19 protein-coding genes are annotated in these 15,466 nt (G+C 56.2%); 3 read left to right on the top strand and 16 right to left on the bottom strand.

Features of this window, described 5'->3' with window-relative positions:
• Positions 1-314 precede the first annotated feature (314 nt).
• From HPA01S_RS21025 to HPA01S_RS20980, 14 genes are all read right to left on the bottom strand, one after another.
• Positions 315-1,358: a hypothetical protein gene (locus HPA01S_RS21025; protein WP_157085130.1), complete on the bottom strand. Its 1,044-nt coding sequence runs from the start codon at positions 1,356-1,358 to the stop codon at positions 315-317.
• A gap of 278 nt (positions 1,359-1,636) precedes the next feature.
• On the bottom strand, positions 1,637-2,647 hold the full coding sequence (locus HPA01S_RS22870; protein ID WP_084360884.1) for a hypothetical protein: 1,011 nt from the start codon (positions 2,645-2,647) through the stop codon (positions 1,637-1,639).
• Between the two features lie 164 nt (positions 2,648-2,811).
• Entirely contained in the window at positions 2,812-3,537 is a 726-nt protein-coding gene (locus tag HPA01S_RS21020; protein WP_066273214.1) for a restriction endonuclease, read from the bottom strand.
• Between the two features lie 160 nt (positions 3,538-3,697).
• Positions 3,698-4,288 carry a hypothetical protein gene (locus HPA01S_RS21015; protein ID WP_157085129.1) on the bottom strand — a complete coding sequence of 197 codons (591 nt, stop codon included), beginning with the start codon at positions 4,286-4,288 and terminating at the stop codon, positions 3,698-3,700.
• A gap of 115 nt (positions 4,289-4,403) precedes the next feature.
• A complete protein-coding gene (locus HPA01S_RS21010) occupies positions 4,404-5,588 on the bottom strand; it encodes a tyrosine-type recombinase/integrase (RefSeq protein WP_066273218.1) in 1,185 nt (394 codons plus the stop codon).
• A 118-nt stretch (positions 5,589-5,706) separates the two neighbouring features.
• On the bottom strand, positions 5,707-7,821 hold the full coding sequence (locus tag HPA01S_RS21005) for a PriCT-2 domain-containing protein (RefSeq protein ID WP_084360883.1): 2,115 nt from the start codon (positions 7,819-7,821) through the stop codon (positions 5,707-5,709).
• Positions 7,822-8,598: 777 nt separating this feature from the next.
• Positions 8,599-8,742: a hypothetical protein gene (locus tag HPA01S_RS23270; protein ID WP_157085128.1), complete on the bottom strand. Its 144-nt coding sequence runs from the start codon at positions 8,740-8,742 to the stop codon at positions 8,599-8,601.
• 16 nt (positions 8,743-8,758) lie between these two features.
• On the bottom strand, positions 8,759-8,920 hold the full coding sequence (locus HPA01S_RS23390; RefSeq protein WP_169801566.1) for a hypothetical protein: 162 nt from the start codon (positions 8,918-8,920) through the stop codon (positions 8,759-8,761).
• A 5-nt stretch (positions 8,921-8,925) separates the two neighbouring features.
• Positions 8,926-9,375, bottom strand: a complete 450-nt coding sequence (locus tag HPA01S_RS21000) for a hypothetical protein (RefSeq protein ID WP_066273210.1) — start codon at positions 9,373-9,375, stop codon at positions 8,926-8,928.
• 9 nt (positions 9,376-9,384) lie between these two features.
• Complete coding sequence (locus HPA01S_RS20995; RefSeq protein WP_066273209.1) at positions 9,385-9,582, bottom strand: hypothetical protein; 198 nt, start codon at positions 9,580-9,582, stop codon at positions 9,385-9,387.
• A gap of 66 nt (positions 9,583-9,648) precedes the next feature.
• Positions 9,649-10,002, bottom strand: a complete 354-nt coding sequence (locus HPA01S_RS20990; RefSeq protein ID WP_066273208.1) for a hypothetical protein — start codon at positions 10,000-10,002, stop codon at positions 9,649-9,651.
• A 91-nt stretch (positions 10,003-10,093) separates the two neighbouring features.
• Positions 10,094-10,258, bottom strand: a complete 165-nt coding sequence (locus HPA01S_RS23265; protein ID WP_157085127.1) for a hypothetical protein — start codon at positions 10,256-10,258, stop codon at positions 10,094-10,096.
• Positions 10,259-10,338: 80 nt separating this feature from the next.
• Entirely contained in the window at positions 10,339-10,743 is a 405-nt protein-coding gene (locus tag HPA01S_RS20985) for a hypothetical protein (RefSeq protein ID WP_157085126.1), read from the bottom strand.
• A complete protein-coding gene (locus HPA01S_RS20980; RefSeq protein WP_066273204.1) occupies positions 10,743-11,123 on the bottom strand; it encodes a DUF4177 domain-containing protein in 381 nt (126 codons plus the stop codon). Before HPA01S_RS20980 ends, HPA01S_RS20985 begins: the two co-directional genes overlap by 1 nt.
• A gap of 127 nt (positions 11,124-11,250) precedes the next feature.
• Here HPA01S_RS20980 and HPA01S_RS23880 point away from each other — a divergent pair, with 127 nt between their 5' ends.
• The 3 genes from HPA01S_RS23880 (at position 11,251) to HPA01S_RS20965 (ending at position 13,955) form a co-directional block, all read left to right on the top strand.
• Positions 11,251-11,532, top strand: coding sequence for a helix-turn-helix domain-containing protein (locus HPA01S_RS23880; protein WP_370671005.1), 282 nt, complete (start codon positions 11,251-11,253; stop codon positions 11,530-11,532).
• A gap of 268 nt (positions 11,533-11,800) precedes the next feature.
• Positions 11,801-12,397, top strand: a complete 597-nt coding sequence (locus HPA01S_RS23260) for a hypothetical protein (protein WP_157085125.1) — start codon at positions 11,801-11,803, stop codon at positions 12,395-12,397.
• Between the two features lie 100 nt (positions 12,398-12,497).
• A complete protein-coding gene (locus HPA01S_RS20965; RefSeq protein ID WP_066273195.1) occupies positions 12,498-13,955 on the top strand; it encodes an ATP-dependent nuclease in 1,458 nt (485 codons plus the stop codon).
• Between the two features lie 49 nt (positions 13,956-14,004).
• Here the strand turns inward: HPA01S_RS20965 and HPA01S_RS20960 are convergent, their stop codons facing one another.
• Together HPA01S_RS20960 and HPA01S_RS20955 are read right to left on the bottom strand one after the other, a co-directional pair.
• A complete protein-coding gene (locus HPA01S_RS20960; protein WP_157085124.1) occupies positions 14,005-14,925 on the bottom strand; it encodes a hypothetical protein in 921 nt (306 codons plus the stop codon).
• Complete coding sequence (locus HPA01S_RS20955; RefSeq protein WP_066273191.1) at positions 14,897-15,268, bottom strand: hypothetical protein; 372 nt, start codon at positions 15,266-15,268, stop codon at positions 14,897-14,899. Before HPA01S_RS20955 ends, HPA01S_RS20960 begins: the two co-directional genes overlap by 29 nt.
• Positions 15,269-15,466: the final 198 nt, after the last annotated feature.

The raw sequence follows: 15,466 nt of genomic DNA, 5'->3' as shown, positions 1-15,466 counted from the left end.
GCGGGCGTAGGCGTGGGCGAACTGGAAGGTGTTGATTCTGCCGGACATAGAGAATCCCGAACATCGACAAGCAGTTGGGTGTGGCCAGTGGTCCGTGGAGCCGCCGCACCCACCGCCCACCCAACGTGGCCGGCTATGGGGACTTGGGCATTGGCCCGGGTTGTCCACGACGGGAACATACGCGCCCCGTGGGTTCCCACCACCCACCCAACACCGGGGGGCACGGGGGCGAAGTAAGCGACTTTGGTGTGGAGAATTTTGCCCAGTTTCGGCGGGGTGCGCTGGGCTGTTGTGGAGTGGAGCTACGATGTCGGCTATCGGCCAGAAGCTGGCATTTCATCAGTCCTGCCTAGACCCTCGAACTTGAGCTTCGACATATCCGGCACGAATTGATAGAACAGCGGACACTCAGGGTCAGGCTGTTCAACAGCCACCAGTATCATGGGAAAGTTCTGTGGCCTGAATTGTTGCAGCGAAAGGATAAACATTCCTTCCGCAATGTCCTGCAAGTACAAGGTGATGGCTTCCATTTCTTCGTGGATGTTGGTCTCTTCGCCTTTCAGCATCCCCCAGAATGGCACGCGAATTCGGCCATCCGCTTGCACCTTGAAGTTGGCAATCTCTGTCTGCCTGTCGTCGCGAGCGTGCTCCGCATAGTTTCGCAAGTCAACAATTCGCCGAACGCTGTCTGCCTGATCGGTGACAAACCTGGATAGATCGCTATCAGCAGCGACTACCCCAACCAGAGTTTTTGCAAGGTAGTCGAAATTTGAGTCTTCTTTGACCCTAACGTAAAGACGAGGAATGCCGCAGATCGCTCGAACCACCTTGTTGGCGCTAATGAGGAAATTGTTTGCTTCGTGGTGCAAGTCCTTGACTTGAGGAAAGGGATTGAATCCACGGCCGTAGTTGTCCCGCTTAACTTCATTGCGTTCGATCTTCCCGATGATCTCCCTCACTTGGTCGCTCACGCGTCGGCTGACCTGCTGGCACTGCAGTAGCTCTTCCTTAATCCTGTGCATGTGACGTAGCAGAACCTCCTTATCTGCTCCGGCAGGTAGCCTTACAGCCTTGAGTAGCTCGCTGCTTTGAACGCAAAGGCGGGACACGATCTCGTTGCCAGACCCCGCTCGGACATCAACAGTGCTGACCCACGGAGCATTCGGATTTGTCCGCTCCGGGTCCACATCTTCTGGACTGCGAAGCTGGGCGGTGGTGTCAACCTTATAGATCTCCATAAAGGAGCCATAGCTCACCATGCGCGTAATGGGACCAGTGCCTTCCTTAAATTCAAATTTGCCCGCTCCCTCACGGGCGGGCATTGGAACCTTTGGTGGCTCATATTTCTTGGCAATCATGGCTGCCCTCCGTCCACAGTGGTTGATTCAGTGTTGCTCAAGAATCCGAAAGCGCGCCTGCATGATTTACAAGGGTGGCAGCTCGAAGAGGTGAGCTTCATTGTGGCGATGCCACGCCTTCCTTATGACCGCTTCTGGCCAATGGCCGTGATGCGAGCGAAGGCTTGACGCTGCCTCCCGCAACACATCCATCTTTTTCAATCCTGCCACACAATACCGTCATTGAAAGAAAAGTTGCGTGCCTGTCAGAATCGCCTCGCGGCACCATGTATGCGGTATCAATTCATCCTTTTTCTTTGCCCGGGCGACCGCGCAGTCAGGCCGAGGCTAAGGCCGGTCGGAAGGTTTTCAATTGCAATTAGTTTCACGCTATCCGTGATCATTCTTCCGTCACTCAATATGACAAATGATGGATACCACCTAAGTGTTTCTTTGCTAAACTCGTAAACCAGTTGACGAGCAGGTGAAGAACGGACTTTGAGCTTAGTGACCAAAGACTGAGCCTGTGCGACGGCTGCAGGCAAAACGTCATGCGCGGCGTAATGCAGCTTCAAGTCCCTCCCTCGCAACAGAAAAGACATTTGGCAATCGTCATAGAACGTGTGAAAATCGAGAATTGGGTTGCGCCGCTCGGCCAAACGCTCCAGCAATTTTCGAACCCACGCATGCGTCGCAGAGTATGCCGCCTTCCCTGCCTCAGAGGCAATTGAGGTTACAAGTGGATTCCAAGCGATTGCCAAATAGATTAATCCCACCCGGATCAACTCATGGGCAAATTCGGCGCTATTGTGCGAGAGCGGGCTTTTAACAATAGACAAAGGAGCGTCACGGCCTACCTGCTCAAACCACTCATCGTCTACCTCTCTTGGGTCAAAAGCAATCTCTATCCAACAGTCCTCAGGAAGCGATGGTAGAGACTCTGCCGCCGGTACGGGCGTCTCAGTGTCAATATCAAGATCTCGGAAATTTAGGACATCCCCACCTGCATAGAATCCGAGAATAGCTGCAACAAATCGCATACCGTCTTGATCTACAAAGCACGCAGCTTCCAATACTTGCCCTTTCGGCTGTCCAGGGTCGTGATTATGGAGCAAGATCAGTGGGGACCGAGCAAACTTGGCTATAAGCGCTTCGGGGCTAACATCCACCAATGGATGGCCATTCGGACCTCTTGTATCCGACCAAATAACCGCTGACACCAACTTTCCGAAAATGCTATCGGAATGCCTTTGAAGTGCCTTTTCCACCCAAACTTTCGCTGCGGAACTATCGTTGATAAGGTCTGCCATCAGTTTCGCCCAAAGTCTTAGTTCTGTTAAAGCAGATGCGAAAATCCGGAAGCATTGCACACTGTCTTCGGACCTTCATGCGACTGCGGTAGAGCAGCATTCTCACAGCGAATCGCCCCGTACTATAAACAATTGTAAGCCGCCCGAAATAGCGTACCGGCACCTTACGGTCGTTCTGCAAAAAGGGCCTCGTATCGAGCCAGAGAAACATCCCGGGTTGCGCTGATGAAATCGTAGAATTGCCGATACGAATTCAATTCAAGCTCACCGATTATGGCGAAGGTGTCATCGAGGATGGGGACTTTAAAAGGCAAGTGTCTGAGGGTGTAACCATTGTGCGCCAGCGAAGGACCCAAGTCGAGGAACGGTTGGTATGCGGCGTTCAGCAAGTGCAGTTTTTCTATGTCGCAAGGTCCCCAATGCGCGGGCACGCGTCGCCCGCCAGAGGGGTCCCAAAATGGAAACAGCCGATCTGCATACGGCATATACTTAACAGCGATAGCCTCTTTCCACCTGTTGAAAAACAACTCCTGCAACTCTTTGAATGTACAAAGCTCGATATTTGTCTTGCGGACGGCTTCATACGCCCCCGCCTGAAAGCCAGCTTTCGAGACTATGAAGCCACGATGTGCACCGCAGTCAGCAACAACTGTCCGAAAGGAGTGGACGACTTCTTGCGGGACAGGCGCGTTCCAGTGCTTGCATTCGACAACGTACCTCGAAACAGGCAATACGACAGCATCGTCAACTAGCACGTCCACTTCCTTCTTCCCGCGTGCAAGTTCAATAGTCTCGCCGACTTTCGCCGTACAACCGAGCTCACTGAAAAGTTGACCTACACGGTCCTGAAGCTCTTGCCAATTGGCGGGAAGATCGTCAAAGATATTCATTCCGATAAAGTCAAAAGAACTGCAAATCTCAATGCATAAGCGGGCCAACTCGGTCGAGTTGACGTCGCTCCTCTAGCGAAAATTTGCCTAATCCATCACAGATGGGGCCGCTGCCTTTAGGTGGATACGCATGCTATCGTTACCACTTCTTTAAAAAACGTTAAAGCCCCCGCTCAATCCGAATTGCTCTACAAACCGAAGCCACATAATCCCTAATGCCTGGAGCGAGTCGAGTAAAGGCCTCATCCAACTTCACCAACGGGGCTTTTTCTACCCACCCCGGGTAGCTCGACAACGACTTACTTACAACGCCCCCGTGCTTTATCGAGTTGTTAATTAGGCGAACCTCATCCATAGATAAATAGCCCACCAATGCTGTAATGTCAAACGGAAGACTCCTTTTGACATAGTCAATATTATGTAACTGACTCTTCTTTAAGGCGGGATAAAACCTGCTCAAAACTTTAGTCATTGTAATCTCTAGCTTTTTGTACAATGCCAAAATGCACAACTCGTCGGACAAACCTTCAATCTCCCAGAGAAAATCCATATCCGAACTCAAACTTGCCCGAAATTCCTGCAAATCATTCTCCGAGATATCCTCATCCGGCTCCAGAGCTTTATGCTCTTTTGCCATGTCGCTCCTTTTTACCGATGCAAACCCTTTAATGGAATCACGAAGACCTTCAATTTCGTCATAATCAAAATGCTCAAAGAAGGCAAGTAGTACTTTTTGAAAATTTTTCGACATAACATCTTCGAGGAAGCTTAAATGCCAAGCGTACCATTAGTAATCTCCTAGTTTCCTCTGAGGCCACACCCTACCCAGTAGCCACGGCTGCTGAGTTGAGTGTGACGCTCAGCTTTTACGCGCTCTCCTTCTTGGGCGCACACCAAATGTCCCCGACCGAGTTTGCCGCCTCCTCCATGGCCGACATGAGCACGGTGTCAGAGAGGTGCGCATATCGCTGAGTCGTCTTCACCTGGGAATGCCCCAGCAGCTTCCCGACCTCGTAGATTGACCGACCACTGTTCACCAGATTGCTCGCGAAGCTGTGCCGCAGATCGTGGATTCGCACACCATCGAGACCGGCCCGTTTGCGGATGGCGTCCCACTGATGATGCAGATTGCCCCACGGCCGCAGTGTTGCTGGATTGGGTACCACGTAGGGACATCCCTCCCAGCGCTCCAGCGATCGGAACACTTCAATGGCCGACGACGACAGCGGAATATTGCGCGCCCTCCCCGACTTTGACATCGGGATGTGCCACACCCTCCTCTCCAGATCGACGTGCTCCCATCGAGCCTCCAGCAGCTCCCTCTTGCGGCAACCCAGCATTAGCAGCAGCGGCACGATGACCCGCATCTGGGCATAGGGGCAAGCCTCCAGCACACCGCGCAGACGCTGAACCTCCTCGGCCGTGAGGAACCTTTCCTTCATGTTGTTGACCTGGAGGAGCTGAACTGACTTGGCGGGATTGGACGTGGCACCCTGTACCTTCATTCTGTGGGCCAGGTTGAACATGATGCTGAACAGGACCGGCAGCCGATTGGCCATCGCGGGTGCGTAGCCCTTCAGCTTCATCTGCTCATGCGCCTCACTGATCATCTTGGGTGTGATCTCGTCGAGCCTGCATGCACCGAAGCGCGGCAGGACGTGAAGCCGGATGAGGCTCACCGTGGATTGGATGTTCCGACGATGCACGCGGATGTGCGGCATGTAGGTGTCGCGGATGAATTCGGCCAGGGTGGGCACCGTGCGCAGTGCTCGGCGCTCATCCATGGGGCTATCGCCCGTGACTACGCGGGAGCGGACCCGCTGGGCAACATCGCGCGCCTTCGTGAAGCTGATCGAAGCGGCATCGCCGATCTTGTACTGCCGCTGCTTGCCGTACTGATCGCGGTAGCGCAGGTGGTAGGTCTTGCCTCCGGACGGCCGCACTTCCAGGATGAAGCCGGGGACGGCGGTGTCGTATAGGTCGAGCTTGCTGCGCCCCGTGGGGCACACGGCTGAATTGACGAGTTGGGTGGACAGGGTTGCAGTTGGCACGATGGACCTCCTATGGTTTGTGCAGACGAAAAAAAAGGCCACACCGGCGCACTCGTGAGAGCGGCAGGCATGGCCTGGGAATAGACCGGCCGAGTCCGAAGACTGGCGCGGTCGGGGATTAAAACTTCACTTCTTCAAATTCTTCGTTCTCCTCATCGTTGTATGCCAGCGCGGGTTGCGCGGGGCTGGTGGCGGGCCGGGGAACCGGGGAACCGGAAAACCGGGAAACCGGCTCGGGGCCTGGTTTACCCGCCTCCTCCAGCAGCTTGTAGGTGATTGCGTTGTTCTTCTTTTCCTTGGTTATGGTCCAGCGTTGGAGCCCGCTATCAGCGGTGCCGTACTTATCTAGCAAGGCAAAAATCTTGACTCGTGACAAGTCAACCTTCTCGCCAACTGCCACAGCTAGCTTCATGCGCGTCTGTGGCCCTGACCGCAAAATCTCGATCACCACTTCAACAGCTTCCTTCTCTGTCGCAGCAGCGCTTCCACCCAGAAGGAAATAGTCCTCGGGGTTGACCTCATCGACCGACAGGAGCAGCTCCTCATAACTCTGAGCCTCGCGAGTCGAGTACTTGAACGCTGCTGTCTGCTTCACACTGGAACGACGCTTGCCGTTTTCAAAGCCGACGACTTTGAATCCGCCCGCCTTGTCCACATGAATCGTGTCCAGGATGTACCGGCAGTCGACATCATTGGGCAGATCGCTCACGCCCGCATAGTCCAGCTTGCCAGCCTTGTTCCTGTGCTTGTTGCAGTGACCAAGAAGCAGCATCGTGCCGCCCTGACCGCTGAACCTACGCGACACGTCAGTGAACTCCCGCGTCTCAGACTTGCTGTTGTTGTCGAACAGCCTGGTCACGGTGTCGATCACCACGACACTGCCATGCGCGGTCCCATCAGTGATCATCTCCTCGAGTTCGGGAATGGTGTCAGACGCGCGGAAGCCAAGCACTGGCGCGAGCATCTCAAAACCATACTCGCAGGCAAGCTTTAACTTCTCGAACAGCCCCCTGCTCGAATCATCGAGATTCACGTAAATGAGCTTCTTCGGGTCAAGCGAGCCTTCGCGTATGGAGTTCACCAGGAGGCGCAGAGCCAGCGCAGTTTTCCCTGTATTGGGCTCTGCACTGATCAGGGTGGTTTCGCCCATGGCGACCAGCCCACCACAAATCAGCTTTTCGGCCAACACTAGGCTCTCGACTTCATCGATTCGCTTGGTGAGGGAGTAGCGCGCAAGTCGCGGTGCCGGACGCGGCCCCTTCGACAAGATTGGCGGAGGCTTTGGCAAGTCTTCGCGAGTTACGCTCGACAGCAACACAGCATCCGTCTTGACCTCGCGGAACGGCTTCAGCAGCTCGATCACGTTTGCGCCTTGCAGCTTCGCCAGGTACTTGATGGTGCCTAGCGTGCAGGGGTTCGCAACGTCTGTTCGAAATGTTTCCCACTTCTTTCTGATCGCGGCCTCACCGACGTAGTCATCGCCGCTGGAGCTCCACTTGGTATAGAGCGCCAAGCCTGCGGCACTACCACCAGTTTCCGTGTTGATCGCCATTCCGACTTTGGTCCACACCTCGTAACCCACTGGAGAAACTGCTTGAACCCATCGTTCAAGGTCTTGCATGTCCACATCCCCCGCTGGCCTGTCGTACTCTGCTCGCTCGACCTGTTCGGATGGCGGTTGCTGTCCGTTCAGCCGTGCAACATCGTCCACGAAGGACTGAGTGACAGGCGTCAGATTGTCGATGTGGTCAAAGCTCCACTTCAGGATCGTCTTCCCCGGGCTTCCAGGACCGGCCAGCAAACTGCGCCCGGTTTTCACGTCTAGGCGTTTGGGATGCTCGGCGCTGTGGTGGCTGCTTTGCTTGGCAATGACATGCTCAGGCCGTCGAAAGTAGTGGTGCCATCCATTCTCGGTCTTCACCACGCCCAAGGGATAGATTCCATGCTTCCTCTCCAAATCCATCAGTTCCTGCAGGGACTCCTGACTGTCGGCATCCAGCAGGTACAGCTTGTGACCTGCGATTAGGCACACCTCGGCGTCGGGGTGCTTGCCCCAGTACAGCTGAATGTGCCCGACGCTCTGATTCCCTATCCAGGGGTCCCAGGAGCCGGCGGGCTTCTTGGTACCGGGCACACCCGGCATCACAGTAAAGCCCGCCTCAAGCATGTAGAGCGCCCAGCCAATTTTGCTGTCAAAGCTGGGCATCGGTCGGGGCACTTGTCTAGTCATCATTCTTGTTTCCTTCTTGTTGTTATGAGTTGAAAAGGACCGGCCACACCGGCGGCCAGCCCACGGTTTCCAGCTTTCCGGTTTTCTGGTTTTCCGGTTCACCGGGTCACCAAACCAAGCTGCAAAACCGACCCGCGCGTAGGCGGGCTTTGATTGCTTCGCAAATTGTTAAAGAACACCGATCACCGCACGATCACGGCAACCTCGATGCGGCGCACCAGCCGCACACAGTGCCGCCGAGACGCAACATCACACAGAAACTTCTTTGGGGGTCATTCCCGATCCTCAAGCAAGTCGAGGAGCGGTTTCGCTGTATTAAAAGTGGGCCCGATCACGCTGTAGAAACGCGGCGAGAACACAGTGGCATGTATGGAGGGTAGCCACCCGCTGCCTTCAGCTGTGGACTGTTGGCAGTGCCTCAATTCTAAACTTTTTCCAAGCTCAGAATTGAACTGATCTTCATCATAGATACGTGATTTTTCGCGGGCTGTGGGAGATATCCAACGACCACATCTACGACTGGCCGATAAGCCAGACTAAATCGAGTTGAACGACTGCCTAGCTACCCACTACGGTCCGAGATGAGCGACTGAATTGATCCACTACTTGAGCACCAAGCCCGACGTTGTCCGCATGATCGACTGCCCCATGCGCACGACTGCGCTATCGGCGTATGCGCCCCGCCGCTCGCCCTAGGCGTTCGTCCCTTCGAGCCGCCGAGGCTGGTCAAATTTGGTCCAGATGGCCTCGCCAGCTGTCCGGCGGGGCCACCCCATTCGCTCAGCCTGCGCAGACCATGCGGCCCGATTCCAAGTGGGCAAGGCGCGCGGCCTCGTTGGTCAGGGTCAGCGGGAGCAGCTCGTGCGGCACATCCCAGTCCGAGATGCTGTGCGCGGCGGCAGTGATGGCGTCGATGTATGACATACGGTGGTTTCCTTTCTTACTTGAACAGGTACAGAACGAAGGTGATGGCCAGCACCAGCAGGCAGGCCGCGAGGATGGGTTTCAGGTAGCAGACGAGGACGATGCAGACGATGCCGAACGCCCGTGTGCTCGCGAAGAGCATTGAGAGCAGTGCAGCGGCCAGCAGAGCGCTGACCACGGCCGTCACTTGCCGCCCCTGCGGCGCACCTTCGCGTGGGCATCGAGGCTTGGCGCAAAGACTGACTCCAGCGGCACATCGGGATTGCGGACATGCAGCCGGTTGTTCTCGGCGTCGAGCCCGATCACACCCAGATCACGGAGCGCCGCCATGAGGAATCCACCGGTGTTGATGGATCGGCCCTCATACAGTGGCCGAAAGGCGGACGACGTCAGCGGTGCATCGCCCTCCAGCACGGCGCGGATGGCCTCGGCTGACACCCAGTCACGGGCGAACATGCCCCGCCCTGTGTTGTCGTGGATGCGGACGTAGTGCTCGCCGTCATCGCCGAGCCGACCCAGTTGATAGGTCAGCGTGGATCGACCGGAGACCGAGGGACACTGGCCCACGCGGATGACCTGCACGAGGCCGTCAAGGGTCGGCGCTTCATTGATGATGGTTTCTTCGTTGGACATGGATAACTCCTAGTTGGTGGTGTGGAGCCGCGCAAGGGCGGCGGTGGGGTACTGACGGATGACCAGCAGAAGCGCAAGCGCCTCAGCCAGATCACGGGGAATGCCGGCCTCGAACTGCATAACGGCCGCCCTCTCTTCCCAGGCCTCGCGCAGGTTCTCGTCGAGCAGTGCGGCGAAGTCGGTGACGATGGGATGGCTGTCATTCATGGGCTACTCCGGACGTAAAAAAACCACCTCGTGGGTGGTCGTGGACGGGGGGACGGGTGGCAACATTCATGACATTGCCTCCTGACAATGAGCAAGCAATCGGGCATCGACGTCGGGGCGCACGGGGACGTACACCACCACGCCGAAGCCGTCGTCGCTCAGAACCATGGTCAGCTCAATCCAGCCGTCGTGGGTCTCGATGACGTCCAGCGGGCGCTCCAGCAGCGGGAAGCCCAACTCGGCATCGATCGTGCTCAATGCATCGCCGGGCTGCACCACGACGATCCGCACCATCTCCGTCAGGTCGCATCCCTCGTCGTCGAGGTCCGCAATCAGCCGCGAGATGAGCACGGAAAGCGATGGCTCCGCAGGGTCGACACCGGCACTCCGTATCGAGGCCGAATCACGCAAAACGCGCATACGAATCTCCTTCTATTGGTGTGAAAAACGAAAAAGGCCCCAGCGGCAGAACCGGCTGGAGCCCATCGGGGGTTATTGCGAGGGTCTAGAACTAGGTTTTCAGGCGCCTCCTACTGATGGCCCACACCAGCGCAAGCGCGAGCAGGACGCACAGCACCATGACAGCCAGCTTGAGCACCGAGGCCATGGCCAGTGCCGCGCCCAGCCGGAACATGGCGAATGCGGCCGGGATGGCCAGCACGGGTATCCAGATCATTGAGATTCCTTTCGTGTGAATGGACAAAGAAAAAGCGCCCGAGGATTTCTCCAGGGGCGCCGGTGGGTGATGGGTGTGGATTAGTCGGGCGTCTCTTGTGCTGCACGGATCTTCTCCGCCTGGACCTTCATGTGATGGACATAGAACCTGGTCTTCTTGTTGAAGAGGTAGATGCCCCAGGCCATCAGTGCGAGGCCGATCCACCACACGGCGAACACGACCAGCGCACCGCCGACTACTAGGCTTCCGACTTCGAACCAATCGCCCTTGGTGAACTGCTTGACGGCCAGCGCATCCAGGGCCTTTTCGGTCTCCGCCGCGATGGCGCGTTGAAGGTGCTCCGGCTGCTCAGTAGGCTTGTGACCGTGAGCCTCCAGGTTCCGCTGCACCTCTCGCTGAATGATGGCCTGCTCAATGGGTGCATCGACGATCCGCTGAGCCTCCATCTCGCGCCGACGCTGCGCAATCTTTTCGTTGATGTCCATCATTCCTCCCTGAAAAGGTTCTCGACCAGAGTGCCGGCGACTGCACTACCTGCCACAAGTCCGACGGCACCGGCTGCGGCCCAGCGACCATTCTTCTTGGCCTCGTCCTCCGCACGGATCACGTCGTCGATGCACCGCGCAGCACGGGCCTCACGTTCAGACTCCGGCACGCGGCGCTCGAAGGTGATCATGAGCGTCTCCCGATCAGAAATGACCAGATGACGCTGCATGACCTTCTCCATGAACACCATGCGCCAGCCCTCGGACGCCATCGCATTGATGTACGCCTGCAGAACCGCCGTCTCGATTCGCCCCTCGCCGAGCAGCAGTGAACTGATGGCGCCATCGGCCACGTCGATCACCTTGTATTCGTACTCCATGAACGTCTAACTCCTTTTGTTGAACTGACAAACCAATGGGGCAAGTTCGACCTTGCGCCCACGCCTCTACCCCTCAGCACCGGCGGTGTGAGGAATATTCTGCCGGAAATACCCGGCAAATCTGGTAGTGCTCTGCCCCACCCTTGCTCATCCTTCAGAGCAAAGCTGCGTGGAACCAGATCAAGCATTCGGGCAGGCATTGAGAAACCTGCGCACACGTCGAAAGTGGAGCCAGACCGAGCTCTCACTTCGCGCCGACGTGGACCGACGCCACATCTCGGACATTGAGCTGGGCCACTACAGCCCGAGCCTCCGCCTCATCTTCAAACTGTGTGACGCGCTGGACGTCGCTCCATCAGACCTCGTGAAGGAAATTGAGAGGCGCATGCGGGTCCAGGCAGCGGGCTAGCGGCGCGGGTGGTGCCCGAGGGTGCCCCAGGTTCGTCCCCGGTGACGCCGCCGGTGTGCGGGGATGACCACCCCAATGGCACGTGTCCGCGTTGCTCCTGCAACCTTCGGAGTGCGCGTGCACAGCCTGCTTGTCAGCCCCTGAAGGTCGCAGGCTCAAACTACGAGGGCTCTCAACAATCCCAATGTGTTCGTGACATAGTTGGGATTCCGACACCGCCAAACCGCCATAGAATCGCCTCCAACAATTGGTTACAAGGAGGAGATTCATGTTGAAAGCATTGACTGTCTGCGCACTGGGCTTAGTGGTTATGGGGTGTGCTCACCGTGCAGAAGTTGGAAGCACATCCGGCGCCCATGAGGTAAGGCGCGACCGGGTCCAAAACACCAAAGCGTATGTGGCGATCTCGGGAGACCTAGCCAACTTCGAGCGCGTGGTGAAGCCCGGCTATCTGTGTGGAGCTCACACCTACCCTGTAGCGGTCGGCCCAGCGCTCAAGACTTCCATCGTTCGCACGGTAGGGGCAGCCCACTCATCAGTGATCGCCGTGACCTCCGCAGCAGAAGCAGGCAAGGACGGAGTGCTCTACACGTTCAGCCTTGACGACTTCAATCCAAGGCTTCGCTTCCAGCAAGGGTTCTTCACACACACGGCAGATGCAAGTGTCGAACTCTCGTTGAAGACGACCGCCATCTCAAAGGACGGCAAGGAGCTTGCCACCACTACAGTCCGAGGATTTGGTCAAGAGTCCGTAGATGGTGCATGCCCGGCTGGCGCAGAGGCGCTCTCAAGATCTACCGAGAAGGCCGTAAGGGTCACGCTCGAAAACTTTGTGTCGAGGGTGATCAACCAGCGGCTTGAGTGAGGTTGAGCAAACACGTGTCTCGCATGTCATAGGCTCGCTGAAGCTCCGCCAAGCGCCGCACGTGCCACTCCATTCACATGCTAGTGAGAGGTAGAAGCGAATGCCCGATCCGCGAGCCGACCTCAGATCCAAGTTCCATGTCAACAACCGTTACTCGAACTTTGGACCCGCCCTGGACTCCGTGAAGATCTGTGGGTTTAGAGGTATCGCAGATCTAACCGTTCAGTTCCAGTTCCCGATTACTGCAATCTCTGGTCTGAACGGCGCAGGGAAAAGCACAGTTGGCCAGTTGTGCCTCGGTGCCTACCGAAAGCCGACGACCGTCACCGATACCAGACGGTTCTATGTCAGAGATTTTTTCCCGGCCTCAGCTGCCGATCCCACTCCCTTTGGACCGACGTCTTCAGTGGTGTTTGAGTACAACACTACAGACCCAAACAATCCGCAGACGTTGACCGTCGCTCGCGCCGCCAAGGAGTGGTCTGGCTATAAGCGCCAGCCGGAGCGTAGCTGCTATTACATCGGCTTCACGATTTACATCCCCAAGGTGGAGCAGCGAGATCTAAGCATCTATAGAGGTGCTCAAGTTGCACTAGGACCTCAACGACCCATTCCCCAGGACGTGAGACAGCGCGTCGGCCGCATCCTAGGCCAGCAATACGACGCATTGCACTTTCAAGGCATCACTCACGGCCAGAGGCACGGCGAGCTTGGGATTGCCCAGCGCTTTGGAGCTCAGTACTCTGAAAACAATATGGGCTTCGGGGAAGGCAGGACACTTTACTTAGTGGACCTGATGGAGAACTCACCAGTCCAGAGCCTCTTCGTCATTGAAGAGCCAGAGACCTCACTGCACGGCAACGCTCAGCATGAACTAGCGAAGTATCTCCTCGATGTTTGCAATCGACGACATCATCAGATTGTCTTGACCACTCACTCAAGTTCCATTCTGGATACGCTCCCGACGGAGGCTCGCGTTATGCTGCTCCGCGATCAGGCAGGCGTCTCAGCCTTCCCAATGATGTCAGCCGCGCGGGCAAAGTCGATCTTGTCGGGTGGCCATCATCGCGACCTCTGTGTGCTCGTTGAGGACCAATTTGCAAGGCTTCTGCTAACGGAGATGGTGCGTCGGATTGACCCAACGTTGCTACGCTGCGTCGAGATACACCACGTCGGAGACAAAAAAGCTGTGCGTTCTGGAGCACTCCTCATGCAGCGCATTGCTAGACCGTACGCAGCAGTTCGAGATGCAGATGTCGGCCCTGATCCCACCAATGGAATCTTCTCTTTCCCAGGCAATATGCCGCCAGAGAAGCAGGTATACCTAACCCCCGATGTTCAATCGCATCTCCTTGAGAAGTTCGGAGTTGACGTACTTCATGCGTTCGCGCAAAGGGAGACTACGAACCACCACGACTTTACAAAGGTTCTGGCGCAAGAGACAGATACCTTGCCCGACTACCTCGCAACAATAGCTATCGAGAGCTATTTGGACAGTATTGGGGTAGATGAGTTCGCACCACTTGTGCAAGCAATACAGGCGAGGCTTCCTCAGTAAACCCTCCCACATCAGCAGCAAGAACAGTCCACTCCGAAGAGTCGAGTGCTCACTCCTGGGTCGTAGACGTTTCGAGAAATGCTCTACCCTTTTGGGTGACCGAGAATCTTCCGAGACCGTCCGCACCTTGCTTGGCAATTAACCCATCCCGCAACAAGGCCTGCAGCGCTGAGTGAGAGTTTTCTTTCGAATCGAAGCCGAGCTTTGTAAGCAGCGCTTCGTCACCAATTCCGTTGGCAATGGTGCGTAGTATCCCGCGATACGTGATCTGAGAATAGCCAGGTGTAACTGTGGCGAATGCGTTGAGGGTGGCACCTTGAGTCCCTCTCGGTGCAAGTTGAAGCGCATCAAGCAAGCGCTTTGCCTTGTCCGCCTCATCCTTGCTGGCAAAGCTTTCACGGAGTGCGGTCTTAGCGCTTTCATGGAGGGCATGATTTCGCTCCTGCGCGTCTTTGAGTTCTGATGCGCTTTTCTCTTGTGCCGCAGTCAAATTTGCACGAGCCTCGACCACAGCGGCATCCGCAGCTTGAAGATCCTTCTTGTTGTTCTCAATGATCTTGAACAGCCGTTCGATCTCGTCATTCAAACCTCGCTCACGCGCTCGGTACTCGCGAGACTCTTCTTCAGAGAGTAACTTCTTGTCTTCGTATTGCTGGCGATTCCTTTGATCATCCAGCTGATTCTTCCTCCAGTAATCGTTGACGCGTTTGGAGAAGAACGGCAGACAGTAGATGTAGAAAAGAGTTGTAATTAATGGCAGGAGGAACCCACTCAACAGGTAGTGGTACCCAGTCGGAAAAGATATCTGACGAATGAGTTCGAACGTCTGCGTCGCGGGCGTCTCAGAGAACAGAAGCACGAGGAACTTGTAGTTCCATCCACACCAAGCGAAGGTGAAGCTGACTACAAATGGGTTTGACAGTCGCTCGTCAATAATGTTGCTAAGCGACTTGCCTAGAGAATCCAGCATGGTCAGAACTCCTCGTGCGTCGTGCGTTCCGTTCAGTCGGGGGTACAAACCGCTCGAACACCCAGAACCCCTCCTGCAGAACTCCCACGATTTCGCCATCACCTGTGTCGCAACTGTCGATATCCTTACAGCCATAGTAAGAGCTCCATTCGAATTCGAACGCGATGCGCACTGACTCCGCGTCAAGATCGACATCAGTAATGGTGACCTCGTCGACCGTTGCTCGCGCGTCGTTCACGCTGAGATCCATTGCTGGACATAGCTCGTCCAGAGCTGCGTAGAACGCATCCTTCATGGCATCGGGATCGTCCAGCGCCGGAATGCGAATTCGGTCATCGTTCATTGTCGGGGCCCTCCAGCGTTGCATTATCTCGATTCGCTTGCCACAAGCGATGCGCCCTGGCCCACCAACGAAAAAGCCACCCCGAAGGGTGGCCCTGTCTCCTCTGCCTCTGCGGGCTCAGTGGAACTGCTCTTCCTCGGTCGAACCGGTCAGCGCCTTCACGCTCGAAGAACCACCCTGGATCACCGTGGTCACATC

Source organism: Hydrogenophaga palleronii NBRC 102513, from assembly GCF_001571225.1.
Taxonomy (GTDB): Bacteria; Pseudomonadota; Gammaproteobacteria; order Burkholderiales; family Burkholderiaceae_C; genus Hydrogenophaga; species Hydrogenophaga palleronii.
Note: the sequence above shows the minus strand (reverse complement) of the source record. Positions and strands in the feature narration are given on the sequence as shown.